Origin of the sequence: Streptomyces sp. NBC_01224 (assembly GCF_036002945.1) — a bacterium.
Lineage (GTDB): Bacteria > Actinomycetota > Actinomycetes > Streptomycetales > Streptomycetaceae > Streptomyces.
This window is the reverse complement of record NZ_CP108529.1, coordinates 7,989,133-8,016,005: the sequence shown is the minus strand read 5'-3', so window position 1 is coordinate 8,016,005 and position 26,873 is coordinate 7,989,133. Positions and strand designations below refer to the sequence as shown.

General features: G+C 70.3%; 25 protein-coding genes and 2 pseudogenes. 8 read left to right on the top strand and 19 right to left on the bottom strand.

Annotation, left to right across the window (positions count from 1 at the left end; all coding sequences use genetic code 11):
- Window positions 1-15: 15 nt before the first annotated feature.
- Window positions 16-1,434: an FAD-dependent oxidoreductase gene (locus OG609_RS36365; RefSeq protein ID WP_327276716.1), complete on the top strand. Its 1,419-nt coding sequence runs from the start codon at window positions 16-18 to the stop codon at window positions 1,432-1,434.
- Window positions 1,435-1,436: 2 nt separating this feature from the next.
- On the opposite strand, the gene OG609_RS36360 is transcribed toward OG609_RS36365, so the two are convergent.
- Both OG609_RS36360 and OG609_RS36355 read right to left on the bottom strand, forming a co-directional pair.
- Window positions 1,437-1,817, bottom strand: a complete 381-nt coding sequence (locus tag OG609_RS36360) for an ArsR/SmtB family transcription factor (protein WP_327276715.1) — start codon at window positions 1,815-1,817, stop codon at window positions 1,437-1,439.
- An 89-nt stretch (window positions 1,818-1,906) separates the two neighbouring features.
- Window positions 1,907-2,284, bottom strand: coding sequence for a winged helix-turn-helix transcriptional regulator (locus tag OG609_RS36355; RefSeq protein WP_327276714.1), 378 nt, complete (start codon window positions 2,282-2,284; stop codon window positions 1,907-1,909).
- 101 nt (window positions 2,285-2,385) lie between these two features.
- Between OG609_RS36355 and OG609_RS36350 the strand changes: the two genes are divergently transcribed.
- Entirely contained in the window at window positions 2,386-3,021 is a 636-nt protein-coding gene (locus tag OG609_RS36350) for an NAD(P)-dependent oxidoreductase (RefSeq protein WP_327276713.1), read from the top strand.
- Window positions 3,022-3,151: 130 nt separating this feature from the next.
- On the opposite strand, the gene OG609_RS36345 is transcribed toward OG609_RS36350, so the two are convergent.
- From OG609_RS36345 to OG609_RS36300, 10 genes and pseudogenes are all read right to left on the bottom strand, one after another.
- Window positions 3,152-3,436: a hypothetical protein gene (locus OG609_RS36345; protein ID WP_327276712.1), complete on the bottom strand. Its 285-nt coding sequence runs from the start codon at window positions 3,434-3,436 to the stop codon at window positions 3,152-3,154.
- A 142-nt stretch (window positions 3,437-3,578) separates the two neighbouring features.
- Window positions 3,579-3,995, bottom strand: coding sequence for an acyl-CoA thioesterase (locus OG609_RS36340; protein ID WP_327276711.1), 417 nt, complete (start codon window positions 3,993-3,995; stop codon window positions 3,579-3,581).
- A 200-nt stretch (window positions 3,996-4,195) separates the two neighbouring features.
- Window positions 4,196-4,704: pseudogene (locus OG609_RS36335) on the bottom strand (sugar-binding domain-containing protein); the annotation flags it as partial.
- Between the two features lie 27 nt (window positions 4,705-4,731).
- On the bottom strand, window positions 4,732-5,829 hold the full coding sequence (locus OG609_RS36330; RefSeq protein ID WP_327276710.1) for an NADH:flavin oxidoreductase/NADH oxidase: 1,098 nt from the start codon (window positions 5,827-5,829) through the stop codon (window positions 4,732-4,734).
- A 174-nt stretch (window positions 5,830-6,003) separates the two neighbouring features.
- Window positions 6,004-6,384 (bottom strand): hypothetical protein, encoded by a 381-nt coding sequence (locus tag OG609_RS36325; protein WP_327276709.1) that lies wholly within the window; start codon window positions 6,382-6,384, stop codon window positions 6,004-6,006.
- Between the two features lie 36 nt (window positions 6,385-6,420).
- Window positions 6,421-6,882: pseudogene (locus OG609_RS36320) on the bottom strand (glycosyl hydrolase 115 family protein); the annotation flags it as partial.
- Window positions 6,883-7,310: 428 nt separating this feature from the next.
- Complete coding sequence (locus OG609_RS36315; RefSeq protein ID WP_327276708.1) at window positions 7,311-9,728, bottom strand: glycoside hydrolase family 3 N-terminal domain-containing protein; 2,418 nt, start codon at window positions 9,726-9,728, stop codon at window positions 7,311-7,313.
- A 52-nt stretch (window positions 9,729-9,780) separates the two neighbouring features.
- Complete coding sequence (locus tag OG609_RS36310; RefSeq protein ID WP_442818026.1) at window positions 9,781-10,674, bottom strand: carbohydrate ABC transporter permease; 894 nt, start codon at window positions 10,672-10,674, stop codon at window positions 9,781-9,783.
- A 4-nt stretch (window positions 10,675-10,678) separates the two neighbouring features.
- A complete protein-coding gene (locus OG609_RS36305) occupies window positions 10,679-11,608 on the bottom strand; it encodes a carbohydrate ABC transporter permease (protein WP_327276707.1) in 930 nt (309 codons plus the stop codon).
- A gap of 2 nt (window positions 11,609-11,610) precedes the next feature.
- The gene (locus OG609_RS36300; RefSeq protein ID WP_327276706.1) at window positions 11,611-12,858 is read right to left on the bottom strand and encodes an extracellular solute-binding protein; all 1,248 of its coding nucleotides are present in this window, start codon (window positions 12,856-12,858) and stop codon (window positions 11,611-11,613) included.
- Window positions 12,859-13,071: 213 nt separating this feature from the next.
- Between OG609_RS36300 and OG609_RS36295 the strand changes: the two genes are divergently transcribed.
- Both OG609_RS36295 and OG609_RS36290 read left to right on the top strand, forming a co-directional pair.
- Window positions 13,072-14,130 (top strand): LacI family DNA-binding transcriptional regulator, encoded by a 1,059-nt coding sequence (locus OG609_RS36295; protein WP_327276705.1) that lies wholly within the window; start codon window positions 13,072-13,074, stop codon window positions 14,128-14,130.
- Between the two features lie 87 nt (window positions 14,131-14,217).
- Complete coding sequence (locus tag OG609_RS36290; protein WP_327276704.1) at window positions 14,218-14,760, top strand: GNAT family N-acetyltransferase; 543 nt, start codon at window positions 14,218-14,220, stop codon at window positions 14,758-14,760.
- On the opposite strand, the gene OG609_RS36285 is transcribed toward OG609_RS36290, so the two are convergent.
- Entirely contained in the window at window positions 14,748-15,464 is a 717-nt protein-coding gene (locus tag OG609_RS36285; RefSeq protein ID WP_327276703.1) for a cupin domain-containing protein, read from the bottom strand. The genes OG609_RS36290 and OG609_RS36285 overlap by 13 nt on opposite strands.
- 185 nt (window positions 15,465-15,649) lie before the next feature.
- Here OG609_RS36285 and OG609_RS36280 point away from each other — a divergent pair, with 185 nt between their 5' ends.
- Window positions 15,650-16,738: a WD40/YVTN/BNR-like repeat-containing protein gene (locus OG609_RS36280; protein WP_327276702.1), complete on the top strand. Its 1,089-nt coding sequence runs from the start codon at window positions 15,650-15,652 to the stop codon at window positions 16,736-16,738.
- Window positions 16,739-16,796: 58 nt separating this feature from the next.
- On the opposite strand, the gene OG609_RS36275 is transcribed toward OG609_RS36280, so the two are convergent.
- Complete coding sequence (locus OG609_RS36275) at window positions 16,797-17,474, bottom strand: uracil-DNA glycosylase (protein ID WP_327276701.1); 678 nt, start codon at window positions 17,472-17,474, stop codon at window positions 16,797-16,799.
- 216 nt (window positions 17,475-17,690) lie between these two features.
- Between OG609_RS36275 and OG609_RS36270 the strand changes: the two genes are divergently transcribed.
- Window positions 17,691-18,746: an N-acetylglucosamine kinase gene (locus OG609_RS36270; protein WP_327276700.1), complete on the top strand. Its 1,056-nt coding sequence runs from the start codon at window positions 17,691-17,693 to the stop codon at window positions 18,744-18,746.
- Window positions 18,747-18,865: 119 nt separating this feature from the next.
- Window positions 18,866-19,789, top strand: coding sequence for a sirohydrochlorin chelatase (locus tag OG609_RS36265; protein ID WP_327276699.1), 924 nt, complete (start codon window positions 18,866-18,868; stop codon window positions 19,787-19,789).
- Window positions 19,790-19,886: 97 nt separating this feature from the next.
- Here OG609_RS36265 and OG609_RS36260 read toward each other — a convergent pair whose 3' ends face one another.
- The 5 genes from OG609_RS36260 to OG609_RS36240 form a co-directional block, all read right to left on the bottom strand.
- Window positions 19,887-20,957 (bottom strand): lactonase family protein, encoded by a 1,071-nt coding sequence (locus OG609_RS36260; protein WP_327278301.1) that lies wholly within the window; start codon window positions 20,955-20,957, stop codon window positions 19,887-19,889.
- Between the two features lie 145 nt (window positions 20,958-21,102).
- On the bottom strand, window positions 21,103-22,608 hold the full coding sequence (locus OG609_RS36255; RefSeq protein WP_327276698.1) for an FUSC family protein: 1,506 nt from the start codon (window positions 22,606-22,608) through the stop codon (window positions 21,103-21,105).
- A gap of 275 nt (window positions 22,609-22,883) precedes the next feature.
- The gene (locus tag OG609_RS36250; RefSeq protein ID WP_442818025.1) at window positions 22,884-24,209 is read right to left on the bottom strand and encodes a sensor histidine kinase; all 1,326 of its coding nucleotides are present in this window, start codon (window positions 24,207-24,209) and stop codon (window positions 22,884-22,886) included.
- Window position 24,210: 1 nt separating this feature from the next.
- Entirely contained in the window at window positions 24,211-25,374 is a 1,164-nt protein-coding gene (locus OG609_RS36245) for an acyltransferase family protein (protein WP_327276696.1), read from the bottom strand.
- Window positions 25,367-26,146, bottom strand: coding sequence for an alpha/beta hydrolase (locus OG609_RS36240; RefSeq protein ID WP_327276695.1), 780 nt, complete (start codon window positions 26,144-26,146; stop codon window positions 25,367-25,369). Before OG609_RS36240 ends, OG609_RS36245 begins: the two co-directional genes overlap by 8 nt.
- 229 nt (window positions 26,147-26,375) lie before the next feature.
- Between OG609_RS36240 and OG609_RS36235 the strand changes: the two genes are divergently transcribed.
- Window positions 26,376-26,861, top strand: coding sequence for an Lrp/AsnC family transcriptional regulator (locus OG609_RS36235; protein WP_327276694.1), 486 nt, complete (start codon window positions 26,376-26,378; stop codon window positions 26,859-26,861).
- Window positions 26,862-26,873: the final 12 nt, after the last annotated feature.

The window sequence follows — 26,873 nt, the reverse complement described above, 5'->3', positions numbered from 1 at the left end:
GGAAAGAGGTGCGCCGTGCTCCGTGTCGCCGTCGTCGGCTCCGGTCCCAGCGGGGTCTACACCGCCCAGGCCCTGGTCGAGCAGGACCGGGTGCCCGATGTCCGGGTCCATGTGCTGGACCGGCTCCCCTGCCCGTACGGCTTGGTGCGCTACGGCGTCGCCCCCGACCACGAGAAGATCAAATCGCTGCAGAACAGTCTGCGGACCGTCCTGGAGCACGAGCGGATCACCTTCCTCGGCAATGTCGAGGTGGGCGGTGACGGGATCCCGTCCGAGCGGATCGGCGAGCTCTACCAGGCGGTCGTGTACTGCGTCGGGGCGGCGACCGACCGCGGCCTCGCCGTCCCCGGCGAGGATCTGCCCGGCAGTTGCTCCGCGACCGAGTTCGTCTCCTGGTACAGCGCACACCCCGACGCCGCCGCCAACAGCTTTGCGCTGCAGGCCCGTTCGGTCGTGGTGATCGGGGTCGGCAATGTGGCGGTGGACGTGGCGCGGATTCTCGCCCGGAGCGCGGAGGAGCTGCGCCCCACCGACGTACCGCACGGGGCGCTCGGCGCGCTGGCCGGAAGCCGGGTGCACGAGGTCCACATGGCGGGCAGGCGCGGCCCCTCCCAGGCCCGGTTCACCACCAAGGAGCTGCGGGAACTGAGCGCGTTGCCGCGGGCGCGGGTGGTGGTGGACGAGGCGGAGCTGGCTCTCGACCCGGCGTACGTCGATCCGTCCCCCCGGTCGGCGCCGGCCCTGTCCTCACCACCGAACGCACCACTCCTGACGGCGGCGGCTCGACGCAATGTCGAGGTGCTGCGCGGATGGGCCGCGGCCGGCCCCACAGGTGCAGGCGCGGAGGGAGACCCGCTGCGCACGATCCACCTGCGGTTCTTTCTGCGCCCCGTCGAACTGCTGGAGCGGGACGGGCGGGTGGCCGGGGTGCGATTCGCCCGTACCGTTCCGGACGGCAGCGGGGGCGTGCGCGACGCCGGTACGTACGAGGACATCGACGCCCAGCTCGTGCTGCGGGCAGTCGGCTACCGCGGGCTGCCGCTGCCCGGCCTGCCGTTCGACCCGGCGCGCGGGACCGTGCCGCATCTGGCGGGGCGGGTACTGCGGGACGGGGTGCCGTCACCCGGGGAGTACGTCGCCGGGTGGATCAAGCGGGGGCCGACCGGAGTGATCGGTTCGAACCGGTCGTGCGCGAAGGAGACGGTGGCATCGTTGCTCGATGACGCCACGCTGCTCGCCGGGCGCCCGTCGGCGCCCGATCCCGTGGCCGCGCTGCGGGCGTGGGGACTGCGCCCGGTGGAGTGGGACGGCTGGCTGTCCATCGAGCGGGCGGAGGCGGCGCTCGGCCGGTCGCTCGGCCGGGGGCCGGTGAAGATCCCGGACTGGGCGGGGCTGCTCAGCGCCGCGGAGGGTGGCGACCGGGGCGGATCGTGAGGCTATCGGTCCTCGCCGATGCGCTGCACCTGCCGGTTCGCGGCATCGAGGATGCTGTCCAGAAGACCGGGAAACACCGCCTCCAGATCGTCGCGGCGCAGCCCGTTCATCTTGGCGGTGCCGCGGTAGATCTGCTGAACGATCCCGCTCTCGCGCAGCACCCGGAAGTGGTGCGTGGTCGTCGACTTGGAGACCGGCAGGTCGAAGCGGGAGCAGGTGAGCTCGGCATCGGCGGCGGCCAGCTCGCGAACCACGCGCAGCCTCATCGGGTCGGAGAGTGCGTGGAGCACTGCCTCGATGCGGATCTCGTCCCGCGCAGGGTGGTCGAGCGAGCGGCCGCCGACCGCAGCGGCGCTTGTGGCAGGGGCGCTGGCTGGGGTCACGATGGCTCCGCTTCCTGGCTTGGTCCGGTCTCCCATAATACGAGACTCATCGTAATTTGAGATTCACCGACGACGGGTCCGGCCGTGCATCACCCGGTGCGATCGGCGCGCGATGCCGCCTCACGGGCGTCGATGACCTCTTCCATGTGGAGCTCCGCCCAGGCGCGCACCGTGTCCAGCAGCTCAAGGAGATTCCGGCCGAGCGAGGTCAGTTCGTACCGGACGTGCCGCGCCGGTGCGGCCTGGGCCGTGCGGACGACGAAACCGTCACGCTCCAGCGACCGGAGTGACTGGGTGAGGACCTTGGGCGTGATCGTACGCAGTGGGATCCGTAGCTCGGAGAAGCGTCGCGGGCCGCCCTCAAGGCACTGGACGATCATTCCGGCCCATTTGTCCCCCACGCGGATCGGCATCAGTCCGGACGGACAGACCGGGTCGAACATCTCCGGGTCCAGCGGCTTGGTCACGGAGCCACATTAGCGAGGTATCCAGGAGGTAACCACGGATCCGGCTACCTTGCCCGAGCACGTCGACACAGGGATTCCAGGACGCGAGGCGAGGTAGCCACATGAGCAGGATCATCATCTTCGGCGCAGGCGGCAGCACGGGACGGGCAGCCGTCGCCGAGGCCCTTCGCCGCGGGCACCATGTCACCGCGGTCGTGAGGGAACCGGCCAAGTACCGAAAGCTCGAAGGTCCGGGCGTCCGGCTCGTGGCCGGCGATGTCACTGAGGTCGGGGCTGTTGCCGGCCTGGCGACCGGGCACGATGCCGCGATCTCGGCCGTCCACGACGGTGGCGCCCTGCCCGACGTCTTCTTCACGGCTGCCGCCCGCGCTCTCACCGACGGGCTGACGCGGGCCGGTGTGCCACGGCTGATCTCCATCGGCCTGTCGGCAACCATGGAAACCGCCGACGGAACCCCGCTGATGGATACCCCCGGTTTCCCTCAGGAGTACCGCCCCTTCAGCCACGGCCACGCAGCCGGCACGGCGGTGCTGCGTGCCTCGGCCACCGCACTGGACTGGCTGGTCGTCAGTCCGGCCGGGGACTTCGACCACGAGGGTGCGCGCTCCGGCCGTTACACCACGGCCACGGTCGACGCTGCCGCCCGTATTTCCTACAGCGACTTCGCCATCGCCCTGCTCGATGAGATCGACGCCCCCGGTCACCACCGCATGCACATCGGCGTCAAGGAGGCATGACCGAACCGGCCGGCCGCAGCAGGCCGGTCGGCCGAGGTCAGCCCGCCAGCCGGGCGACGGCCAGTTCGTGGGCGCGGTCGAGGGCACCGGCGGCGGGGCAAAGGACGTCCGGCTGCACGCCGGTGCCCTCTCAGTTGGTGCCGGAGACGGGGTTGACGGGGCGGCCGACCGGGATGGTGGCCTCCAGGTGCGGATGGACCGTCCAGCCCTCCCGCGGGTGTGCCCCACCGCCGGCCGGCTCGCCGACAACTACGGTGCGGCCGAGCTGTTGCAGGTCGTACGTCAGCTCCTCGGCGCCCGAAAACATACGGGCACCGGCCGGCACGTACAACGGTTTGTCGCCGCCGAAGCGCGCGCCGGGAAGGTGCGGCAGGTTCCAGGACTGCTCGCGGCGCTCACCGTCGCGCCAATGCATGGTGTTGAGATGGGTGCGTTCGTCCAGCAGGTAACTGCAGACGAAGGCGACCTCCGGGGATCAGCCCGTGCACAGCGTGCTGGTGACGCTGTATCAGCAGGCAGGTCCGACCACCGGCACCGCATAGCCGCGGGGCGGCCGGTCAGCCGCTGAGCAGGTCCGGGTTCTCGGCCAGCGAGGCGAGATGTCCGGCGGGATCTGCGATCAGCTTGCGGGCCGTCAGGTCGAGCATCCCCGCCACGCCCGTGATCTGCGCCGCAACCGTGCCGTCCTCCTTGAGGATCTTCTGCGCGACCTTGAACGTCTTCCCCTCGCCATATACGAACTGGCAGGTCACCCGCACCCGGTCGCCGCCGCGGAGCTCCCGCAGGAACTTCACCGTCGTCTCAAGGGCCACCGGCCCGACGCCGCTGGCCAGCAGCTTCTCCTGCGACAGGCCGGCAGCGCGCAGCAGTTCCCAGCGCGCGTGCTCGGCGTACTGCAAATAGACGGCCTGGTTCAGATGTCCCTGCGTGTCGAGTTCGTAGCCCCGGACGGTCACGTCCACAGAAAAGGTCATGGACGTCCCAACATCACGGCGCGTTCCGCCATTCCCCCACACCCGCACAACTGTCCGCGCCTCAGCTCTTTGCGCACCTGTCATGCCCAGATGACTTCCTCACCGCAATGGAGTGCAGCAAAACTCTGACAGCTCTTGCTATCGGAATGCGCTGCTCGCCCGAAGGCGCCTTCAGGTCGAAGGTGGGGGCGGCATCGCTGGGCGAGGCGGCCCTTGTCGATGTCGGGCGTGGTCGTCAGCGTGTCACGGAGGCGGCGGCGACCGGCTCCATCCACACGGTCTGCCAGATGCCGGAGGACGCGGTGTGGACGACGCCGCCGGGGTTGCTCGACTGCTTGCCCATCGGCTGGTTCGGGCCGGTGGTGTCGGTGACGGCGACGACGATCTCCTGCGGGCCGCTGCCCTTGATGGCGTCGGTGATGTCGGCGCCGAAGGAGGTGTAGCCGCCGGTGTGCTCGGCGACCTGCTTGCCGCTGCCCCGGACCCGGGCCCGGTGGTCGACTGCGCCGAAGTTGAGCTTCAGCCGCTTGCCGTTGCCGCCCTTGTGGCCGGCGGCCCAGCTCTTCGGCACGTCGGCCAACTTGCGGTAGAGCATGTGGTCTTCATGGCGTTCGAGGCCGGACAGCTGAGACTCGACAGGGAACGGCACGGTGATGCGCTCGTCGAGCGGCTTACCGAAGACCGGCTGTTCGCCCGCCGCGGCGCCTGCGAGTGCCCGGCTGCGGCCGCCCAGCTGTCAGACCGCGTAGAGGTACTGCTCCGGCGTGCGGAGTTCGCCGCCGAGTTCGCGGGCTGCGTGCTGGGCCCACGACGGGCTCCGCAGCAGCTCGCGCCCGAGGAGAACCGCGTCCGCCCGGCCCTCTGTGATGATCTTCTCGGCCTGCTGCGGCTCGGTGATCAGGCCCACGGCCGCCACGGGGAGCGAGGTCTCCGCCTTGACCCGCTGGGTGAAGGGAACCTGGTAGCCCGGCCCGGCCTCGATGCGGGCGCGCGGGGCGTTCCCGCCGCTGGAGACGTCCAGCAGATCGACGCCGTGGGCCTGGAGCTCCTTGGCCAGTCGTACGGTCTCGTCGACGGTCCAGCCCTCGCGCTCGTCCTCGTCGTTCTCCGTGAGCCAGTCCGTCGCGGAGATCCGGAAGAGGACGGGCAGTTCCTCCGGCCAGACCTCCCGCACCGCGTCGACGACCTGCAGTGCGAAGCGGATGCGGTTCTCGAAGCTGCCGCCGTACTCGTCGTCACGCCGGTTGCTGTGCGGGGAGAGGAACTGTCCGACGAGGTATCCGTGGGCTCCGTGCACCTCGGCAACCTGGAAGCCCGCGTCGAGCGCGCGGCGGGCGGCCTCGCGAAACCGGCCGACGATGCCATGGATCTCGTCCACGGTCAGCTCGTGCGGCACGGGGTGACCGTCGTCGAACGGCAGCGGGCTGGGGGCGACGGGCGTCCAGCCGTGCGCATCCGGCCCGACGGGACCGCCGCCCAGCCAGGGGGCAGCCGTCGACGCCTTGCGACCGGCATGGGCGAGCTGGATGCCGGGAACCGATCCCTGCCCCTTGATGAAGTCCGTGATCCGGCGGAAGGCGGCCACCTGGGTGTCGTTCCAGATGCCGAGGTCTGCCGGGCTGATCCGGCCCTCGGGGCTGACGGCCGTCGCCTCGGTGAGGATGAGTCCGGTGCCGCCGGCGGCGCGCGCCGCGAGGTGGGCGAAGTGCCAGTCGGTCGCGACGCCCGCGCTCGGCCCCACAGGTTCGGCGCTGTACTGGCACATGGGCGCCATCCAGACGCGGTTGGGAATGACGAGCGACCGCAGGGTGTAGGGCTCGAAGAGGGCACTCACGTCGGACTCCGTTTCGACGGTACGGAAGAATCGTTAGTACGATACATCCCGTACTACGATACTCGTCAAATTACGACGTCCTTCGTACAAGGGCGTGGACATGCGCGAGGCCCGTTCCCGGTCCGTTTCCGGCCGGGAACGGGCCTCACGCGCCGCTGAGCGGCCGTATGCGGGCTATCCGCGACGCCTCAGTGTGATGTCGGCGTCCGCGTCGTAACCCTGGGTCCAGCTGCGTCCAGCGCCCGACTTCCAGGTGACATGGGCGGTGGTGCCGTCGATCCCGACGCCCTCCACCGTCATGACCCGGTCGCCGTCCCGTACATCCCCTCGACGCAGTTCGCGCGCCTTGACGGTGACGGGCTGCGCCGACTGCGCGCTCTCGGCCTCGTCCGCCGCGAGTGCGAGAGCCGCCGCCAGTTCCCGGGCGCGGGCGGGGGTGCAGATCACAGTGAACTCTCCCGACGGTGCCACGCCCCGGACCTGGACCCCCGCCCCAACAGGGGTCACCTCCAGGGTCGCAACATGTCCGTCTCGGTCCTCGATCCCACTCGTCATCGCTCTGCTCTCCCCTTACCCGGTGCGCCCTTCGGCTCAGTGCAGCCGGAGGCTCTCCGGCGGGCCCGGATAGCTGGGCTTGAGGCCGCCGGTGTCGACCACCAGGTTCTGCAGCACCACCGTCGGGTCGACCATCCAGAATTTCAGCACATGGGCTCCGGGCCGGCCGCTCCGGTGCACCGTACCGGTGACATTGACGTTGTCCGAGGTGTTACGGGCCCACTGGACGTTCATCGCGCCGTCGTCGGAACCCGTCACCGCCGTGACGTTCACCTTCTGCGGTGCGTCGTCGTCGAAAGAGACGGCGTACGTGAGCCCGTCGGAGGCCAGGGCGTTGTTACGGGGTGACAGGTAGGCGCGGACGGTGACCGGGCCGGTCGCGAACAGGGAGACCCGGTACTCCAGCCGCTGGCCGTTGCCGCCCGGGGTCTGCCGGGCCGCGGTGACCGGGAAGGGTTCCATGCCGGCGCCGGTCCGGCCGATGCCGGGGATGCGCAGCCCGGTAGGGGGGCGTCGGTGGCCAGCGCGGACATGTCGACGGCCGTCCCGATTCGCAGATCGGCCCGCTTGCCGAGCCCGGCGAGGGTGGTGGCGGTGTCGTCCTTCGGCTTGCCGTGCCGGCCCGCCTGCTCGGGGCCGGCAGCGGCGGTGAGGGTGAGCGTGGAGACGAGCAGGGCTGCGGCGGCGGCGCCGACCACGAGTGCCTGATTTGCCTTGCGCATGACAGGTTCTATCAACGGACGTGGATTCCAGAAGGGCCGGCAGCTCCCTGACGGAGAGGGCCGGCCCCTGACCGGGGTCGATGCGTGCGACCTACGAGGAGGCGAAGTGGAGATTTCGAAAGTTTCGAGGACCTCCTCGCACAGCCGACAAGAAGGCCGAGATTCCGCGGGCGGAGACTCTCGGAACGAAGGGAGGACGGTGCGTCAGACCCCGGCCGCGGCCGGGGTCTGCACCGCCTCTTCGACAGCGGTTTCGCAGACCAGCCGGCGACGGTGGTCGACTGTGCGCTCGGGGCCGGTGAGCCTCAGTCGTACCGTCTGCCGGATGTCACAGACGGCACTCGATGTGGCGAGCCGCAGTTCCAGATCGCCTGGTTCGACGATCCGTCGGCCGCCGATGCCGGTGAAGGACACCAGATCGGCATGGAATTGGAAGCGAACCTTCCGGGCCTGCCCGGCGGCGAGCTCCACCCGGGCGTAGCCGATCAGCCGTGCCTGCGGGCGGGTGGTCTGGGCGACCGGATCGTGGACATAGAGCTGCACCACCTCGGCGCCTTGCCGGTCACCGGTGTTGCGGACGGTGACCTCGATGTCGGTGGAGCCGTCGGTGGGGATCTCAGCCGGAACGGGCTCGCCGGGCTCCCAGAAGAAGGTGGTGTACGAGAGTCCGTGGCCGAACGGGTAGAGGGGCGTCGGGTCCAGGTTGCTGACCCCGTTCGCCAGGCCCAGCGGCGGCTGGAGGTAGGTCCACGGCTGGCCGCCCGGACCGTGCGGGACCCCGAGGGGCAGCCGTCCGGAGGGGTTGACCCTCCCGGAGAGCACACCGGCCAGCGCCGGACCGCCCTCCTCGCCGGGGAAGAAAGCCTGCACGGTGGCGGCCGTCCGGTCGGCCCAGTGGCCCAGCGCGTACGGACGTCCCGTCAGCAGGATCAGGATCACCGGGGTCCCGGTGGCCAGCAACGCGTCGAGCAGCTCGCCCTGGACACCGGGCAGGGAAAGGTCGGCGACGTCGCATCCCTCACCGGTGGTGCCGCGGCCGAAGAGGCCGGCCCGGTCGCCGAGCACGGCGACGCAGACATCGGCGTCCCGGGCGAGCTCCGCTGCGGCGGCGATGCCGGAGGTGTCCGTACCGTCCACCTCGCAGCCCTGGGCCGAAGACAGCTTCGCCTCGGGGAACTCCGCGCGCAGCGACTGGAGAACGGTCGGGATGTCTATGCCCATCGGCATCTCTGGGTGCGAGACGCCGACATGACTGGGAAAGGAGTAGCAGCCGAGCATGGCCAGGGCGTCGTCGGCGCGCGGCCCGACGACCGCGATCCGGCCGTCGCCGCGCAACGGCAGCGCGTCGCCGGGGTTGGCGAGCAGCACGACGGCCTGCTCGGCCAGGTTCCGGGCGAGCGCCCTGTTCTCCGGCGGGTCGAGGTCCACGGTGTCGCGTGCCTGCTCGGGGTCCGCCCCGGCCAGCACGGCCGGCAGCGGCGACCATTCCGGGTCGAGCAGTCCGAGCTCGCACTTCTGCAGCAGGACCCGGTTCAGCGCCCGGTCGACCAGTTCCTCGGCCACGAGGCCGTCCTGTACGGCGGTGACGAGCGCATCGCCGTAACTGCGGACAGTAGGCAGCTCGACGTCCACCCCTGCCGCCAGCGCGAGGCGGGCGGCGTCCGCTCGGTCCGCGGCGACCTTGTGCAGGGTCTCCAGGAAGCCGATGCCGAAGTAGTCGGCGACGACGGTGCCGTTGAACCCCCAGGTGTCCCTGAGCAGTTCGGTGAGCAGCACCGGGTCGGCCGCCGTGGGGACGCCGTCGATCTCGGTGTACGAGGACATCACCGAACGGGCGCCTCCCTCGCGCAGCGCCATCTCGAAGGGCGGGAGGACGACGTCGGCCATCTCCCGCGCTCCGGCCCGGACCGGCGAGAGGTTGCGGGCGCCCGCCGACGCGGCGTATCCCGCGAAGTGCTTGAGCGTGGCGACGATGCCGGCGGACTCCAGGCCGCGGACGTACGCAGTGCCGATGGTGGCGACCAGGTACGGGTCCTCGCCGATGGTCTCCTCCACGCGGCCCCAGCGCAGGTCGCGCACCACGTCGAGGACAGGTGCGAGTCCCTGGTGGACACCCACCGACCGCATATCGCGGCCGATGCGGTGGGCCATCTCGGTGATGAGATCCGGGTTCCAGGCGGCTCCCCAGGACAGCGGTACGGGGTAGGCGGTGGCCCCCCAGGCGGTGAAGCCTGCGAGGCACTCCTCGTGGGCGATCGCCGGGATGCCGAACCGTCCGGCCTCCACGATCCGTTCCTGGGCCCGGGCGAGTGAGACGGCGCCGACGCCGGGGTCCACCGGGGCGGTACCGAACGGCCTGGTCAGCTGCCCGAGGCCGCGGGTGGTGAGCTCGTCCCAGTCGACCGGGTCGACCATGTCGTTCTGGTGCGGTGCGACCCCGTCACCGTCCGCGTCGGCGCCCACCCAGACTCCGTACAGCTGCGCGGCCTTCTCCTCCAGCGTCATCCGGGCAACGAGGTCCGCCACCCGTGTCTCGGGGGTGAGTGAAGGGTCGCGCCACGGGCCGTCGACGGCGGTGGGCCGGGAGGCCTGGTGGACATGCGGGGCAGGGGGGATTGCCATGGCGGCAGGGGTTCCTCTCATGAGTGCGGTGGTGCGGGGCGGCGTGGGTGTGCTACTTGCCGCCCACCCCCATCAGTCCGTTGATCAGCGCCTTCCGTGCCACGAGGTAGACGGCGAAGATGGGTACGACGGAGAGGACGATCGCGGCCAGAACGGCGGGGATGTTGACGCCGAACTGGGTCATGAAGTTGAAGAGACCGAGGGTCAGTACCCGGTTCTCCTCCGACTGCGTCAGGATCAGCGGGAAGAGGAAGCCGTTCCACGCCTGGAGCGCCGTGTAGATGGCCACGGTGCTGATGCCGGCCTTGGACATGGGGACCGCCAGCTGCCACAGCATCCGCAGGGGCGAGGCGCCGTCGAGCGCCATCGCCTCGTACATCTCCTCGGAGACGTCGCGCATGGTGCCGCTGAGCACCAGCACCGCCACCGGCATCGCGAAAGCGGCGGTCGGCAGGATGATCGCGGGCAGGGTGTCGTACAGCCCCATCTTGCCGATGAGCAGATACAGCGGCACGATCACCGCCTGCGCCGGGATCGCCACGCCGAGCAGGAAGGTCCGGAAGGCGAGCGAGGAGAGCCGGCTGCGGGTGCGCACCGCCACGTAGGCGACGGGCACCGAGAGCAGCAGCACGATGGCCACGGTGGACGCGGCGACAATCGCCGTGTTGGCGAGCATCGTGGAGAAGCCGCTGTGCAGCACGGTGTTGTAGTTGTCGAGCGTCGGATGCGTGGGGAAGGCCAGCGGGTCGCCGTTGAGCGACTCGTCCTGGTGCATCAGCGACGAGGAAATCAGGGTGTAGAGCGGTACGACCACGATGATGAGCCAGACCAGCGAGCCCAGACCGGCCAGTGGGTTGCCCCAGCGCTTGCGGCGGCCTGCGGCTGCCCCATGGTGTCGGACCGCGGGCGACATGGCCGGCGCCTCGGGGCGGGTGTCGATTGACATCTCGTCACATACCTTCCCGGGTGGACCGCATGTTCCCGAAACCGCTGAAGCGGACCAGGATCAGCGACAGGGCGGTGGCGACCACGACCAGGGCCGTGGCGATCGCCGCGGCATAGCCGAGGTCGTAGGTCTGGAAGCCGGTCCGGTACATCAGATACGGCAGAACCGTGGTGTCCGTGCCGGGACCGCCCTTGGTCATGATCAGCACGGTGTCGAAGTACGTCAGCGAGCCGACGATCATCAGAACCGACGAGGTCGTGATGGTGTGGCGCAGCTGCGGCAGCGTGATGTGGAAGAACTGCCGGAACATCCCGGCGCCGTCCATTTCGGCCGCCTGGTAGAGCACCTCGGGGATCTGCCGCGCACCGCCCTGGTAGATCAAGGTGTGGAACGGCATGAACTGCCAGCCGCCGACGAACGCCACGGTGAGCAGGGCGCCGGTGGAGGATCCCATGATGTTCGGGTCGATCCCGAACCAGGGCCCTATCTCCTTGATCACGCCGAAGTTGGGGTCCAGCAGGGCGTGGAAGAGCATGGCGATGGCGGTGGTGGAGAGCAGCAGCGGGACGAAGAAGACCGCGGAGAGCACGGCCCTGCTGCGCTGCCGGCCCGCCGCCCAGACACCGAGGAGCAGTGCCACGGGGGTCTGGAAGGCCCAGCTGACGGTGGTCAGCAGAAGGCTCAGCCAGGCGGCCTGGCGGAATTCCGGATCCTTGAACAGCCGAGTCCAGTTGTCCAGGCCTGCCGGGGTCGGGGAGTTCAGCCCGTCCCAGCGGCAGAAGGAGAGATAGACGGCGATCGCCAGCGGGACGATCGCGAAGACGGCGAAGAAGAGGATGCCGGGCAGAGCCCAGCTGACCGGAGGACGGCCGACGTTGCTGACGGCCGTCTTCCCGCCCCCACGCGTCTTCAGGTGCGGAGTGTGGTGGGACATGCCTACTTGACGGCCTTCATCGCTGCGACGAACTGCTCGGGTGTGGACTTGCCGGCGAACAGCTTGCTGATCTCGGTGAGCAGCGGGGTGGCGTACTGGGACTCCAGTGCCTGGTCCCACGAGAGCGTGAAGCTGGGCGCCTTCTGGACCAGGCTGTACTGGTCGTTGGCGAACTGCGGGTTGGGCGACGTGCTGAACATCGAGGCCGCGTTGGAGGTGGTGGGGATTTCGCCGTTGTCGACCAGGGCCTTGGCGTACTTCTCGGACGCCATCACCTTCAGGAAGGCGATCGCGGCGTCCTTGTGCTCCGTACGGGCGTTGATGGACCAGTAGTTGGTGGGGTTGCCCACCACGTCCGCGGCGTCGCCGACGCCGTCGGCCACGGTCGGGAAAGCGGTCCAGCCGAGGTCCTTCTTGGCGAACTCGGGCGCCTTGCCCAGCTGGGTCGAGTACTCCCAGGAGCCCATGAGGTGCATGGCGGCCTTGCCCTTGTTGAGGAGCGTGGGCGCGCCACCGTTGCCGTAGTCGACGGAGTTGAAGTTCTTGCCGAAGGCACCCTGGTCGACGAGCTGCTTGACGGTCTGGGCCGCCTTGAGCACGGCCGCGTCGCCCCAGGCGGCGCTGTCGCCGTTCTGGATCTTCTTGAAGACCTCGGGACCACCGATCCGGTCGAGCAGGTACTCCATCCACATCAGCTCGGGCCACTTGTCGGAGCCGCCGAGTGCGAACGGCGTGATGCCCTTGGCCTTGAAGGTGGTGATGGCGTTCTGCAGGTCCTCCCAGGTCTTGGGAGCCGCCACCTTGTTCTCGGCGAAGAGGGTCTTGTTGTAGAAGAGCATCACAGGCTGCATGCCGCGCATCGGCACCCCGTAGATCTTCCCGTCGAGGCCGCCCGCCATCATGATCGACGGAAGGAATCCGTCCTTGAGCTCAGGGGTGCTGTTGACCGTCGACGTGAGGTCGACCAGCTGCTTCGCATCGACGTACGGCTTGATCGAGCCGCCGCCCCAGTTGAAGAAGACATCCGGAGCGCTGGGCGAGCCCATGGAGCTGCGGAGCTTGTTCACGTAGTCGGTGCCGGGGACCGACACCAGCTTGACCTTGACCTTGGAGGTCTTGTTGAAGTCGTTCACCGCGGCCTGCTGGACCTTGACCGCGTCGTCTCCGTACACGTAGGCGGTGATCGTTCCGCCGTCGCTGCCGCCGTTCCCGCCGGAACCGCAACCGGTCAGCAGCCCAGCCATGACCATGGCTGCACCTGCCGCGGTCCATCTCGCTGTTTGCGTACCGTGAGTGAAAATGCCCGACCGCATGACCGCACCTCTGTCGAATGTTTCGGAGATTCGCTCGAATGTTGCCGGAACCGTACGGTCGCGTTTCGGGCACGTCAAGAGGTGCGGCGAGGTATTCACCGAGCAGGACCGACGCACCCGATTGAGGCGGCGGGAGGCTACGATTCCTGCATGAGCCCCGCAAAGGTCCATCCCCAACAGGAGAAGACGCCGATCGGCGAGTCGCCGGAAGGCAACGCCACGCTGGCGGAAATCGCCCGGGCCGCCGGAGTCTCGGCTCCGACAGTTTCGAAGGTGCTGAACGGACGCGCCGACGTCGCCCCGGCTACCCGTACCAGGGTTGAGGAGCTGCTTCTGCTGCACGGCTACCGCCGCAGGCGTGGCTCCACGGCGCAGTCCCAGCTGATCGACCTCGTCTTTCACGAGCTGGACAGTTCCTGGGCCATGGAGGTCGTCAGAGGCGTCGAGAACGTCGCCCGGGAGGAAGGGCTGAGCCTCGTGCTCTCCGAGAGCGCCGGCCGACTGACCCCCGGCCAGACCTGGGTGGACGGTGTACTGGCCCGTCGGCCGGTCGGGGTGATCCTGGTGCTCTCCGACCTGACGGCCACCCAGCGTGCCCAGCTGACCAGTCGCAACATCCCGTACGCCGTGGTCGACCCGGCGGGCGACCCGGGTGACGACGTGCCGTCGGTCGGGACCACCAACTGGCAAGGCGGGCTGGCAGCCACCCGCCATCTGACCGGTCTCGGACACCGCCGGATCGGCGTCGTGAGCGGCCCGTCCCGCATGATGTGCAGCCGCGCCCGCGTCGACGGCTACCGGGCCGCACTGGAGACCGCGGGCCTGCCCTTCGATCCGGAACTGATCCGGGAGGGCGAGTTCCACCACGAGGCCGGCTACGCGGCGAGCCTCGAACTCCTGCAACTGCCCGACCCGCCCACCGCCTTGTTCGCGGGCAATGATCTCCAGGCCCTCGGTATCTACGAGGCCGCCCGCGAACTGGGGCTGCGCATCCCGGAGGACCTGAGCGTCGTCGGGTTCGACGATCTGCCCCTCACCCGGTGGATCGGACCACCGCTCACCACGGTGCGTCAGCCGCTCATAGAGATGGCCGAGACCGCCGCCCGCCTGGTCCTCGACCTCCGCCGGGGCGCCCGGCCCGCGACCACCCGGGTCGATCTGGCCACCAAGCTGGTGGTGCGCAGCAGCACCGCGGAGCCCAGCCGCTGATCCCTCCTGCCCGCACCCCGCTCACCGGTCCGACCTGCGCTCCTATTCCGTTGCGGGCCGGACGGGAGCCGCGTACCGTCCCCCGTCATGACGACCCCCACCCTGCACACCGGGCGGCTGCTCCTGGAGCCGTACACACCCGCGGACGAGGACGGCTTCGTGGCGCTCTTCCAGGATGCCCGGGTGTCCCGGTGGATGGGTGACGGACCCTGTACCGAGGCCGAGGGCCGCGACCTGTTCGGGCGGATCTTCAGCAAGGTGTACGCACAGCAGCTCTTCGACGTATGGGCCGTGCGACAAGGCGGCCGTCTGGTCGGCCATGCTGAGATCAAGCCGTCCCCGTCCCCGGATGTGGACGGCCACGAGATCGTCTACGCCCTGGCTCCGGCCGCATGGGGACAGGGGTTCGGCACCGAGATCGCGCAGACACTGACTTCGTACGGGTTGGACGTCCTCGGGCTCACCGAGGTGCATGCGACGGTGGCCGCCGAGAACGCGGCGTCGCTGGCGCTGCTGGGCCGGATCGGCTTCCGGCACGTCCGGGACACGGTGGAGGACGACGGCAGCACGACCCGGGTCCTGACGCGCTCCGCCGGGGCCGGCATCGCCGGGGCCGATCAGCCGCGGTAGACGTCCAGACGGCCGCACATGCCGAACTTTCCGTACCCGGAGGGCTGTTCGGCGTGCACACAGGCGTCGGCGAGGTATCCGCTGTCACCGCGCGCCAGAGCGTCGAGCTGTCCGCCGGTCACCTCGGACGCGGCGGCGGCCCCCTTCTGCCAGCGCCCCCGCCAGTCCTCGGCCCTCGGGCGTACGAGTGCGGCGGCGGCCCGGTGGAAGTCGGCGAGCGGTTCGGGGTCACCCGCCTCGGTCGCCCGGCGCAGCGCGAGAAAACCCTCGACGGCGAGATCACGGCGGGCGCGGGCGGCCCGCTCCTGTTCCTCTTCGGAGCCGTCGACGGGAAGGACGACCGCCGCCCGGTAGGCGTCGGGGTCCGCGAGGCGGCGGGGCGGCAGAGTGAGTACGGCGTCACCGGCCTCGGGCAGCCCGCTGTTCTCCATGAGGACGACGATGCGCAACCCGTCCTCGTTGACCAGGCGGTGGATCGTGCCCGGCGTGAACCAGACCAGGGCACCCGGAGCCAGCGGCGTCTGCCGGAACCCCGACGCGGTGAGGGTCTGCACCGAGCCCGTGCCCCCGACCACCACATACCCCTCGGAGCAGGTGAGGTGGAGATGGGGCGTCCCGCCGCGCAGGCCGTCCGCGGTGGGCCAGTCGTAGACCCGCAGGTGGGAAACGGCGACGGCACCGGGCAGCCCCTCGAAGGTCGGCACGGCTACTCCTCGGTCTCTCTGCGTCGGCGGCTGCGGCAAGCGCTTTCCATACGTGCTGCACCGTACCTTCGCCGGCCGTGGAAGCAACAGGGCCCGGGTGACCGGAGCTGCCCTGCGGGTCACTGTCAGTGGTGGGGTGCAGACTGGCCCGTATCCGACACAACGGCGTTTCGGGAGGTTCGGCCATGACCGACGTACTACTCACCGTGGGCACCCGCAAGGGACTCTTCATCGGCCGCAGGCGCGGTCGCACGTGGGAGTTCGACGGCCCGCATTTCAATGCCCAGGCGATCTATTCGATCGCCATCGACACCCGCAGGCAGGTCCCCCGACTGCTGGTCGGCGGGGACAGCGCGCACTGGGGCCCCTCGGTCTTCCGCTCCGACGACCTGGGCAGCACCTGGGTCGAACCACAGCAACCGGCCGTGAAGTTCCCTCAGTTCACCGAGGCATCGCTGGAGCGGGTCTGGCAGCTCCACCCGGCGGGCCCCGAGGCGCCCGATGTCGTGTACGCGGGGACCGAGCCGGCGGCGCTGTTCCGGTCTCAGGACGGCGGGGTGTCCTTCGAGCTGGTCCGCCCGCTGTGGGAGCATCCGACGCGTTCGAAGTGGGTGCCGGGCGGGGGCGGTGAGGGTCTGCACACGATCCTCACGGACCCCAGGGATGCCCGGGCCGTGACGGTCGCGGTCTCCACGGCCGGGGTGTTCCGCACCAAGGACGGCGGTGCGAGCTGGGCTCCGTCGAACAAGGGAGTGTCGGCGGTCTTCCTCCCCGACCCGGATCCGGAGTTCGGTCAGTGCGTCCACAAGGTGGCCCGGGACGCGGTCGATCCCGACCGGCTCTACCTCCAGAACCACTGGGGAGTGTTCCGGAGCGACGACTCCGGGGACAACTGGACGGACATCGGCCGGGGCCTGCCCTCCGATTTCGGATTCGCCGCAGCGGCGCACCCGCACCGCGCGGACACGGCGTACCTCTTCCCGATCAACGCCGACGCCGACCGCGTGCCGGCCGAGCACCGCTGCCGGGTCTTCCGCACGGGCGACGCGGGCAGCACCTGGGAGCCTCTTTCGGCGGGCCTGCCCGAGGAGACGCATTACGGCACGGTGCTGCGCGATGCGCTGTGTACGGACGACGCCGACCCCGCGGGCGTCTACTTCGGCAATCGCAACGGCGAGGTGTATGCGAGCGCGGACGACGGGGACAGCTGGCAGCAGCTCGCCTCACACCTGCCGGACGTCCTGTGCGTCCGGGCGGCGGTCATCAGCACTTGACCGGTGTGGTCGTCAGCGGGAGCTTCGCCGCCGGTCCCGCACCGGCGGCGGCTTCGGCTCACGGCAGCTGCCAGTCCACCGGCTGAGCCCCCTGGCGGAGCAGGAGTTCATTGGTGCGGCTGAACGGGCGCGAGCCGAAGAAGCCGCGGTCCGCCGACATCGGCGAGGGGTGCGCGGACTCGATCGCCGGGAAGCCGTCGAGGAACGGCCGCAGATTACGGGCGTCGCGCCCCCACAGCACTGACACCAGGGGCTTGCCACGCGCCGCCAGGGCCCGGATGGCCTGCTCGGTCACTTCTTCCCAGCCCTTGCCGCGATGCGCGCCCGGTTTGCGGGGCGCCGTGGTCAGCGCCCTGTTCAGCAGCAGCACGCCTTGGCGCGTCCAGGGCGTCAGATCGCCGTTGGACGGTCGCGGGAGCCCCAGGTCCGTGTGCAGCTCCCGGAAGATGTTCTCCAGACTGCCGGGCAGCTGACGCACCTCGGGGGCCACGGAGAAACTCAGCCCCATGGCCATCCCGGGTGTCGGGTAGGGGTCCTGACCGACGATCAGGACACGTACCTCGTCAAAGGGTTGCTGGAATGCGCGCAGAACGTTCGCGCCGGCCGGCAGATAAGTGCGGCCGGCCGCGACCTCCGCACGGAGGAAATCGCCCATCGCGGCGATGCGTCCGGCCACAGGGGCCAGCGCCTCGGCCCAGCCGGGCTCGACTACTTCATTCAACGGTCGTGGTGCCACGAAGCATCACTCTACCGGCGTACTGGACCCGCTCCTCGCCGCTATGGCGGCTTCCGCAGCCGGTCTCCTGCGCCCCGAAGTCCCGCATCCGGGACTCGGGATAGGCTGCCGCCGTCATTCCTCTTCTCACCTCTTCTCTGTCTGGAGCCGGTCCATGAGGTCACACAGGCGTTCGCCGGAAAGCGGCGGTGCTCGTTGCGCCCGGTGGAGGCTGTCGTGACGGCGCGGACGGAGACGGACGCATCGGCCGGCGCGACGGGTACGCCGGGGCCGTTCGTGCTCGGCGTGGACTCGGGCGGTTCCGGATTGCGGGTGGCGCTGAGCAACGTCGGCATGTCCGCCCCGGTGGGCACGACCGTCTGCGCCGAGCCGGTACGCACCGGGCCTGCGGGGATCGATGCGGGCCATCTTCTGGAGCAACTGCTGCCCGCCGCCCGCCGGCTGCTGGAGCAGCACGGCAGCGGTGACGACGCCGGGATCGCCGCCGTGGCGATCGGCGCCGCCGGTATGGCGACGCTCGGCGGACAGTTGCGCGCCGAGCTGCCTTCGGCCCTGGAGAGCGCGCTCGGGATGCGTCGGCTGGCTCTCGCCGCCGACGCGGTGACCGCTTACGCGGGTGCGGTCGGTCAGCGCCCGGGGGCGGTCGTCGCGGGCGGCACGGGCATGATCGCGCTGGGCACGGATCTGACGAGCTGGCGCCGGGCCGACGGCTGGGGTCATCTGCTGGGTGACAGTGGGGGCGGCGCGTGGATCGGGCGGGCCGGGCTCGATGCGGCCATGCGCGCCCATGACGGGCGGCGCGGTGGATCCGCCGCACTGCTGGCCCGGCTGGAGGCGGTGTTCGGGCCGGCGCCGGAGCTGCCGGGACTGCTGTATCCGCGCACCGACCGGCCTGCCGTGCTGGCCTCGTTCGCGCCCGAGGTCGCCGCGTGCGCCGGGCATGATCCGGTCGCCGCGGGCATTCTGCGCGAGGCCGCCGGACATATCGCGGAGGCGGCCGCGGCGGTGTGTCCGAAGGCCGGGGCCGACAACGAACCGTGCGAAGTGGCCCTGACGGGCGGCTTGTTCCGGATGGGTGATCCACTGCTCGTACCGCTGCGAGAGGAACTGTCCCGGCAGCTCCCGCAGGCACGGACGGTCCCCGGTTCGGGTGATCCGCTGACCGGTGCACTGTCCATCGCTCAGGCGTTGGCCGCCGGGGATCTGCGACTGCCCCGCCATCCGACGTTGCTCTGCGTACCCGGTCATGGGCCTGAGCAGGAGCCCGGATAGGCACCGACAGAGCGGGACAGTCAGCCGGTAAGCCTCTCATCGGATAAAAGCGGACAGATAACACCCGGCCGGGCCCTCCCCGAACAGAGGGGCACCCAAAACCAGTAGCATGCGGCGCCATGAGCACCCCCACTGGGCCCGCTTCCGGCCTGCCTGTACGAATGCCGCGACCTCGCCAGTCCGGACGGCACCGCCGCCCGGAGCCCGTGGTCGCACCTGAGGGCGCTGCCGCGCTCGTTCTCGCCGTTCCCGGTACCCCCTCTTCGGCCACGCGCAGCCTGGCCGAAGAGGTGATCAGCATCGCCCGTTCCGAGCTGCCCGGCCTCAATGCCCGGATCGGCTATCTCGACGGCGACGATGCCGAGTACCCGAAGCTCTCGTCCGTACTCACCCACAGCGCCGCCGAGCGCATCGCGCGCTTCGAGCAGGCGCAGGCCGCGGGCCGCGAGGTCGCCGAGCCCGAGGGTCCGTCCGCCGTCGTGGTGCCGCTGCTCGCGGGGCCGGACAGCGCCCTGATCCGGCGGATACGGCAGGCCGTGATGGACAGCGGTACGCAGGTCGAGCTGACCGATGTACTCGGCCCGCACCCGCTGCTCGCCGAGGCGCTGCACGTACGCCTCTCCGAGGCCGGTCTGGCCCGCGCCGACCGTGCCAGGCTCTTCACGGTGGCCACGGCCGCCGACGGCATCGTGCTGGCCACGGTGGGTGGCGAGGAGGCCGTGCAGGCCGCCGGGATCACCGGCATGCTGCTGGCTGCCCGGCTCGCGGTACCGGTGATGGCCGCCGCACTCGATGTGGAGGGTTCCGTCGCGTCGATCGCAGAGCAGCTCACGAGCTCCGGCTCGGTGCAGCTCGCGCTGGCTCCGTACCTCGTCGGCCCCGAGGTGGCCGAAGGGCTGCTGGACGCCGCCGCGAAGGAGGCGGGCTGCGCGACGGCCGAGCCGCTCGGCGCATATCCGGCGATCGGCAAGCTCGTGCTGTCGATGTACACGACGGCGCTCGGTATCACGCCGGCGACGCCGCAGGGTGCTCAGACGCACTGAACCGATGCCGGGCACGCCCGGCATCGGTCTGTCATCGATCGCCGGGCGGGCTTGATCTTTCTGTCCGCCCGGCGATTCGGCTGTGCGTGGCGTGATGTCAGGCGAAGATCACGCAGGACGCGGCAGGGGCCTTCAGCGAGCCCGCGCGGCGCGGGATGCCGGTCGCCGGGTCGACGGCGAACCAGCTGACGTTCCCGGACCGCTCATTGGCCGCGTACAGCCATCGGCCGGTGGGATCGAGCGCGAGATCGCGCGGCCAGTGCCCGCCGCAGCCCACGGTCGTGACCAGCGTCGCCTTCTCGCCCGTTCCGTCGAGCGCGAGAACGGAGATGCTGTCGTGCCCCCGGTTGGCCGTCCAGAGGAACCGTCCGTCGTGCGAGACGACCACCTCGGACGGGTAGGTCGCCGTGTCCCCGCCACGCGCCGATTCCTCGGGCAGCACGGACGTCTCAGCGACCGGTTCCAGGACTCCCGCGGCCGCGTCCCACCTGCATATGGTGACGGTCGGTTCGAGTTCGTTCAGGACGTAGGTGTGACTGCCCGCAGGGTGGAAGGCCAGGTGGCGCGGGCCCGTGCCCGGCCGCAGGGCCGTCTCGCCGTGCAGCCGCAACACCCCGGTGATCGTGTCGAGCGAGCAGATCCGTATGGAGTCGGTCCCGAGGTCAACACTGAGCACCCAGTTCCCCGACGGGTCCGGCAGCACCTGGTGTGCGTGCGGGCCCCGCTGACGGTCGGCGTCCGGACCGCTGCCCTCGTGCCTGAGCACGGCGGTGACGGCGCCGAGGGAACCATCCTCCCGCACCGACAGAGCGGTGACGCTGCCGGAGCCGTAATTGGCGGTGAGCAGATGACCGCCCGCGAGCGCGAGATGGGTCGGACCAGCGCCTTCCACCGGTCGGATCTCGCCGACCGGCCGCGGCACATCGCCGGTGATGTCGAGTGCGGCGGCCGCACCGTGCTCGGTCTCACTGACCGTGTAGAGCGCCCTGCCACCCGGACCCGGCCCGCGCCCCAGGACGAGATACGAGGGATCGGGAACGGTGTCCGTCGAGCCTAGGACGGTCAGGGCCCCGGTCTCCTGATCCACGGCGGCGGCGGTGATACCCCGCCCGCCCGCCGAGGTGAACGACCCGATGAATGCCCGTCCCGCGCCGTTGCCGCTGCCCACCGCACTGCTTGTCACCGCACTGCCCCTCTCCGCCGACTGAGCACGACCGTTCGTGGCGTCGTGATCTTCCGGGGCGACGGTAGCAGTCGACCCATCGAGGTCTAGACCAAGGTCTCGGGTTGCCGGCCGGCTCCGCGGGGGCGCTTCACACACCGATCAACGGGGCGCGCGGATCGCTGTGCAGCGGGGCGGCCAGCTCGGCGAGTGCCCGCTCCAGACCGTGCAGGTGGGCGAGCGCGGGCTCTGCGCCGGTCTGGTGCGGCGGGATGCCCGGCACGCCCGCCCGCTGCGGCCGATCCGGGGCCGTCAACGCCTCCACGGAGGCTTCGACGCGCCAGCAGGCAGCAGCGAGGCGGGCGTCGTGGGACGCTTCCGGGTCCGCAGCGACGGAGGCCAGTCCGCGCACCTCGCGTGCGCATGTGTCCAGCAGAGCGAGCACCTGTCCTGCGCGGGCCTTTCGGGCGCGCAGTGGGCTCAGCGGATGCACCAGCGGGGCCAGGGACAGCCGCACCCGCCCGAGGAGCGCCTCCAGCTCGGCGATGCGGGTCGCCGGGCCGGCGGTTGTCGAGCCGGAGAGTCGCGCTGCGGCTTCCGCGGTGCAGGCGTGCACGCAGCGCAGGGCCCGCTGGATCCATGCGTCGGTCGTGGCGTGTGTGGTGACCGGCAGCACGAGGAGCACCGCGAGCATCGCACCGAGCGCTCCGGCACCGGTCTCGGTGAGCCGCAGCATGAGCAGGGCCGGGTCCAGCACGCCGAGGAGTCCGTAGAGCGTCCCCGCCATCACCGTCACGGAGAACACCATCCAGGTGTACGAGACGGCAGCGGTGTAGAAGATCCCGAAGACGCCGATCGCGACGACGACCGCGCTGGGCACGGCAGCACCGTGCAGCGGAACGACGACGGCCAGGCCGATGGGGATGCCGATCAGTGTTCCCAGGACCCTGCGGAAGCCCCGTACCAGCGTCTCGCCGCGCGAGGCGGTGTTCACGAAGACCCACCATGTGGCGCCCACGGCCCAGTACCAGCGCTGCTCGGAGAGGAGCAGCCCCGCCGTGAGCGCGAGGGCTCCGCCGACGGTCGCCTGAATCGCCTGGCGCGTGGTCACGCGGGCCAGCCCCCTGCCGGTCGCCGGGGTGGGTACGGCGGCAGCGGGCAGCCGGCGCTCGTAGCACCACAGCCCGAAGCGGACGGTCGACGAGGCGAGCAAGGAGAGGGCGACCGCGGAGTACAGCTCTGGCAACTGCCCGGGCAGCGTGTGGAGGAACTGCGTGGTGAAGAAGGCCATGAAGGCGAACATGCCCAGTGAGTGGCCGCGCGGCCCCCATCGTCGGGCGTACACGCCCAGACCCATGACCGCGAGAAAGGCCGCGTCCCGTGCCAATGGATGATCGTGAAGCCCGGCAGCAAGGGCGAGCACGGGGAAACCGGCGGCGGGCAGCAGGGCGGTGGTGATCGCCTGATCGCGCACCGTGGCGTCCAGCACCGTGAACAGGGCCAGCAGCGCGGCAAGCCCGCCGGTGACGGCCGCGACAAGCGAGTGACCGGCCAGAGCGCACACCACGACGGCCAGCCCGATGCCGAGGACGGCCCGGAGACCGCTGCGCAGCCGCAGTCGGCCCGGGTCCGGGGAAACGAACATCCTCTTCAGCACGGCATGCTCCCGCTCCTGCACACCGGCCCTGCACACCGGCATGAAAAAGGCGCCGCGGGGATCCGCAGCGCCATCGACGGGTACATCACAACATCTTTGCAGCCCATGGCTCAAACGAGAGGAAAATCATTGGGCCAATGGCCTAGCAATTGACCGCCCAAGCACACCATAGGTAGGCCAACGGATCGAAATGGGACCGAACGCCACCCGCGGCACCCCGGCGCTGTGTGGCCATCGCGTGGACGCATGACTTCCCGCGCCGACGGGGCGGGAAGTCATGCGTGAGGGGCAGGGGGCTGAGTGGGCAGCGTCGCAGTCACTTCGTAGCCGCCGTCAGGGGTGGCTCCGGTGGCGAGTTCACCTCCCAGCATCGCGGTGCGCTCGCGCATGCCGAGCAGACCGTGGCCCGCGCCGAGCGAGGGCGGGGCGGGCCGCTCCGGCGGGGTGTTGGTGACCCGGACCGTGACAGCCGACGGGTGGTGGCCGATCTCCACCCGCACCTTTGCGCCCGGTGCGTAACGCATCGCGTTGCTGAGCGCCTCCTGCACGATGCGGAACGCCGACAGCTCGACGCCCGGCGACAGCGGATGCGGCTCCCCGGTGGTCTCGGCGGTGACCGAGAGCCCGGCGCCGCGCGCGTTGTCGATCAGATCGTCCAGCCGGTCGAGGGTGGGCTGCGGGGCGTGCCTCGTCGCCTGCGGCAGGGGGTCCTCGGAGCGCAGTACGCCGAGGACCCTGCGCAGTTCGGTGAGCGCGCCGACCGCATTCTCGCGGATGCCCGCGAGGTTCTCCTTGAGCTCGTCGGACGGGTTCTCGACCAGGTGCGGGGCGACCTGCGCCTGGATGGAGATGACCGACATGTGGTGGGCGACCACGTCGTGCAGCTCGCGGGCGATCCGGTTGCGCTCCTCCAGAAGAGTGCGCCGGGAGCGCTCCTCGGCGGTGAGTTCCTCCTGCGCGACCAGCTGGGTACGCGCCACCCCGATGCCACGCAGCGCGGCGCCGACCACCACGGCGACGACGAGAACTGCGACGGCGAGGTGGACGTCGTTGCTCCGGCCCCAGGGAGCGGCCGCACCGCAGGCAATTCCCACCACGACACTGATCGTCAGCGTCTCGGCGGCGATCCGGGGCCGGACCCGCAGCGCGAGCAGGAACAGCATCCCGGCCTGCAGCGCGATCCCGGCTCCGCTCCACGCGATCCCGGCTCTGCTCCAGGGGAACATCATGCCGCCGGGACCGGCGGCCTTGGCGAAGGGGGTGATCACGACCGTGACGAACATCGACACCCACCAGGCCGGGATGGGACGGAACAGTGCGACGACGATCGCGGCCGACTGGATGCCGGCGAACAGAATGGCGAGCTGTATGCCCATCCCGTACCCGAAGGCGTACTGGTTCGTGTTGGAGATGAGAATGCCCAACGCGAACATCGCCAACGGCACCACGAGAGCCGGGCGCCACTCCAGCCAGCGCGGCCGCCGCCCATACGGGGCCGGGTCGGCCGCCGACGTCACCAGATCTTCGCGCAGGGTACGGGGCAACGCCCGCAGGGCCTCCGCCCACCGCCTCACCGTGTTCCCCCGCTTCACGGAACTCACCCTAAGCGCGCCGCGCCTCCGCCGACCGGGCGGGACGCCCCTTGCGGACGACCATGCTCTGGTTTCGCGGCCGCCGCTGCTCGTAACCGCGGAACGCCACCCAGCAGATGAGCAGCGCCACGGCGAACACGGGCAGCCAGGACAGCCGGGCGAGAACCCAACCGGGGGTCTCGGGGACGGTGTGCAGGCCCGGCAGGGTCCCGCCCGCCAACAGGCCGGTCGCGGTGACCGCGATCATCGCGGTCTGGTGCCACAGGAAAATCGTCATCGCGGAGAGGTTCACCGTCGCCACCACTGCCCAGACGGCCGGGCGTTGCAGCACCCGACGCAGCGGGCCGAGCAGCAGCAGCGCCGCTCCGCACTGCGCGAGGCCGAAGGTGACCACGGCGAGGGTCGGCGGGTCGAGGTTGGAGATCGCCAGGCCGGGCACCCCGACCATGGCTGCCGGGTAGCCGGCGCAGAGGACGAGTCCGGCGGTGGCGGCGGCTCCGCCGAGCAGCAGCGTCCAGCCGGTCCTGCGACTGTGCAGGTCGCCCCGGGCCCAGGCCGCGCCCAGGCAGTACGGAACCAGCCAGCCGGCAACCACGTTGACCGAGGTGAACCCGCCGGGCGCGTCCAGGCCGAACCGGTAGAGGTCGGTGATCAGCACGACGGCGAACGGCCACAGCGGATGCAGCTTCGCCACCAGCGGGGTCGCTGCCGTCAGCGCCGCGAAGACCACCAGGAACCAGAGCGGGGACCACACGAGCTTGCACAGCGCGCGCACGGTGTCCTGGTCCGCCCCGGAGGCGAGCATCGTGCACGCCGCCACGGTCCATACGACCAGCACGACGAGCACCGGCCGCAGCAGCCGGGTCATCCGCGTACGGAGCCACCGGCCGTAGTTCTCACCACGGGCACGGGCGGAGGCGTAACTCTTTGCGCCGACCTGTCCGCCGACCAGGAAGAAGACGGCAAGGGTCTGGAACACCCAGGAGACCGGGGTGAATTGGGGCATGTACTGGAGCGGGCTGGAGCCGTGCATGGTGCCGCTGTCGACAACCAGTGCCGTCACCAGCCAGTGGCCGAGAACCACGCCGAGGATGGCGATGGCGCGCAGGGCGTCGATCGCGCGGTCACGCTCGGCAGGCGTGGCGGAGTCGATCCGCCGGACGAAGTCACGCATGACGCTCTCCCGAGGGCTCTGCGGGCATGGCCGTTCCGGCCACGATCCGGGCGATGTTCTTCAGCGGTGAGGAACCGGGCTTGAGGTAGTCGTCTCTGTGACCGCCGTCGCCCGCCGCGAAGATCTCGGCGCCGGACTCGGGCGAGACCGGGTCTGTTGCGGACCCGATTTCCACAAAGGGCAGTTGGAGCTTCATGTGCGGCACATCGGCGATCCAGTCGTCGCTGCCGCGGCCCGCCCGGACGGTGGCCGGGGTGTGCAGGTCGGCGGCGTTTCCGTAGCCGGTGCCGGGGCTCCCGCACAGGACGATGTCTGCCTCCCGTAGTCCGTGCGCGGCGCGGGCGCGGACGACAGAACCGTAGGAGTGACAGACGAGGAAGGTCCGGGCCGCAGGTTTCAGCCCTATCAACTCCCCTATTAAGTCGGGCAGTTCGGGGGCCGCCTCGTCGGCCTGCCCCAAGGTCACCGACGTCGGGTTCACCGTCGTCGGCGTTTCGTATCCGAGCCAGGCGACGATGGCCGACCGCTCGCCCAACTCGCCGTGGAGTGCGAACGCGCCGTTCCGCAGCCGCCAGTAGCGATCGACGCCGATGCCCGCGCCGGGGACCGGCACCGCGATCCGTTCGGCGTGGGACAGGTCGCCGAAGATCTCGACGCCGCGGCCCCCGTCACGGCCGTCGAAGGAGAGGAAGCGGCGTACGGGATCGGCCATGACGTGCGGCGCGGCAAGCAGGCCGCGACGCAGGCGGTTTCTGCGCGGATGGGACGACATGGCAGGTTGTTCCTTCCGTACCGGATTGCTGCACTGCATCGGGTACAGAAGCTATGGAGGGGGCCTCGTAATCCGCGTCCCACCGGGGTGTGAACCTTTTTTGTAGCTCCATAGGACTACGGGTATGAGATGCGAGTGAGGGTGCGTCGGATCACTCCGACGGGACCGCTGCCGGGCCATTGGTACAGTCGCAGCCCGGATCGGCCTACCAGGAAGAGACCAACGGACCATGGCGGTGGACGCCCTCGACACCCGCATCCTGCGACTGCTCATCGAGCAGCCGCGTACCAGCGTCCGCGAGTACGCACGCATCCTCTCCGTCGCCCGGGGCACCCTCCAGGCCCGTATCGACCGGCTGGAGCGGGACGGTGTGATCACCGGTACCGGCCCGGTCCTGTCCCCCGCCGCGCTGGGTCACCCGGTGCTGGCCTTCGTTCATCTGGAAGTCACCCAGGGGCATCTGGACGAGGTCGGTGAGGCGCTCGCCCCGGTGCCGGAGATCGTCGAGGCCTTCTCGACCACGGGCGGCGGCGATCTGCTGGCCCGGGTGGTGGCCCGCGACAACGGACATCTGGAGGATGTGATCCAGCAGCTGATCCAACTGCCCGGTGTGGTCAGAACGCGTACCGAGGTGGCGCTGCGCGAGCGGGTGCCGCACCGGCTGCTGCCGCTGGTCGAATCGGTGGGCCGCACGGCCGCCGGCAGCCCGAAGTGATCACCGTCTTGG

Bases quoted from the DNA above. Each gene is read 5' to 3' on its own strand.
- OG609_RS36235 (WP_327276694.1), top strand. From the start codon at position 26,376: ATGGCGGTGGACGCCCTCGACACCCGCATCCTGCGACTGCTCATCGAG.
- OG609_RS36245 (WP_327276696.1), bottom strand. From the start codon at position 25,374: ATGCGTGACTTCGTCCGGCGGATCGACTCCGCCACGCCTGCCGAGCGT.
- OG609_RS36240 (WP_327276695.1), bottom strand. From the start codon at position 26,146: ATGTCGTCCCATCCGCGCAGAAACCGCCTGCGTCGCGGCCTGCTTGCC.
- OG609_RS36310 (WP_442818026.1), bottom strand. From the start codon at position 10,674: ATGTCAATCGACACCCGCCCCGAGGCGCCGGCCATGTCGCCCGCGGTC.
- OG609_RS36350 (WP_327276713.1), top strand. From the start codon at position 2,386: ATGAGCAGGATCATCATCTTCGGCGCAGGCGGCAGCACGGGACGGGCA.
- OG609_RS36325 (WP_327276709.1), bottom strand. From the start codon at position 6,384: ATGACGAGTGGGATCGAGGACCGAGACGGACATGTTGCGACCCTGGAG.
- OG609_RS36315 (WP_327276708.1), bottom strand. From the start codon at position 9,728: ATGGCAATCCCCCCTGCCCCGCATGTCCACCAGGCCTCCCGGCCCACC.
- OG609_RS36340 (WP_327276711.1), bottom strand. From the start codon at position 3,995: ATGACCTTTTCTGTGGACGTGACCGTCCGGGGCTACGAACTCGACACG.
- OG609_RS36290 (WP_327276704.1), top strand. From the start codon at position 14,218: ATGACGACCCCCACCCTGCACACCGGGCGGCTGCTCCTGGAGCCGTAC.
- OG609_RS36280 (WP_327276702.1), top strand. From the start codon at position 15,650: ATGACCGACGTACTACTCACCGTGGGCACCCGCAAGGGACTCTTCATC.
- OG609_RS36295 (WP_327276705.1), top strand. From the start codon at position 13,072: ATGAGCCCCGCAAAGGTCCATCCCCAACAGGAGAAGACGCCGATCGGC.
- OG609_RS36305 (WP_327276707.1), bottom strand. From the start codon at position 11,608: ATGTCCCACCACACTCCGCACCTGAAGACGCGTGGGGGCGGGAAGACG.
- OG609_RS36265 (WP_327276699.1), top strand. From the start codon at position 18,866: ATGAGCACCCCCACTGGGCCCGCTTCCGGCCTGCCTGTACGAATGCCG.
- OG609_RS36345 (WP_327276712.1), bottom strand. From the start codon at position 3,436: ATGCATTGGCGCGACGGTGAGCGCCGCGAGCAGTCCTGGAACCTGCCG.
- OG609_RS36300 (WP_327276706.1), bottom strand. From the start codon at position 12,858: ATGGTCATGGCTGGGCTGCTGACCGGTTGCGGTTCCGGCGGGAACGGC.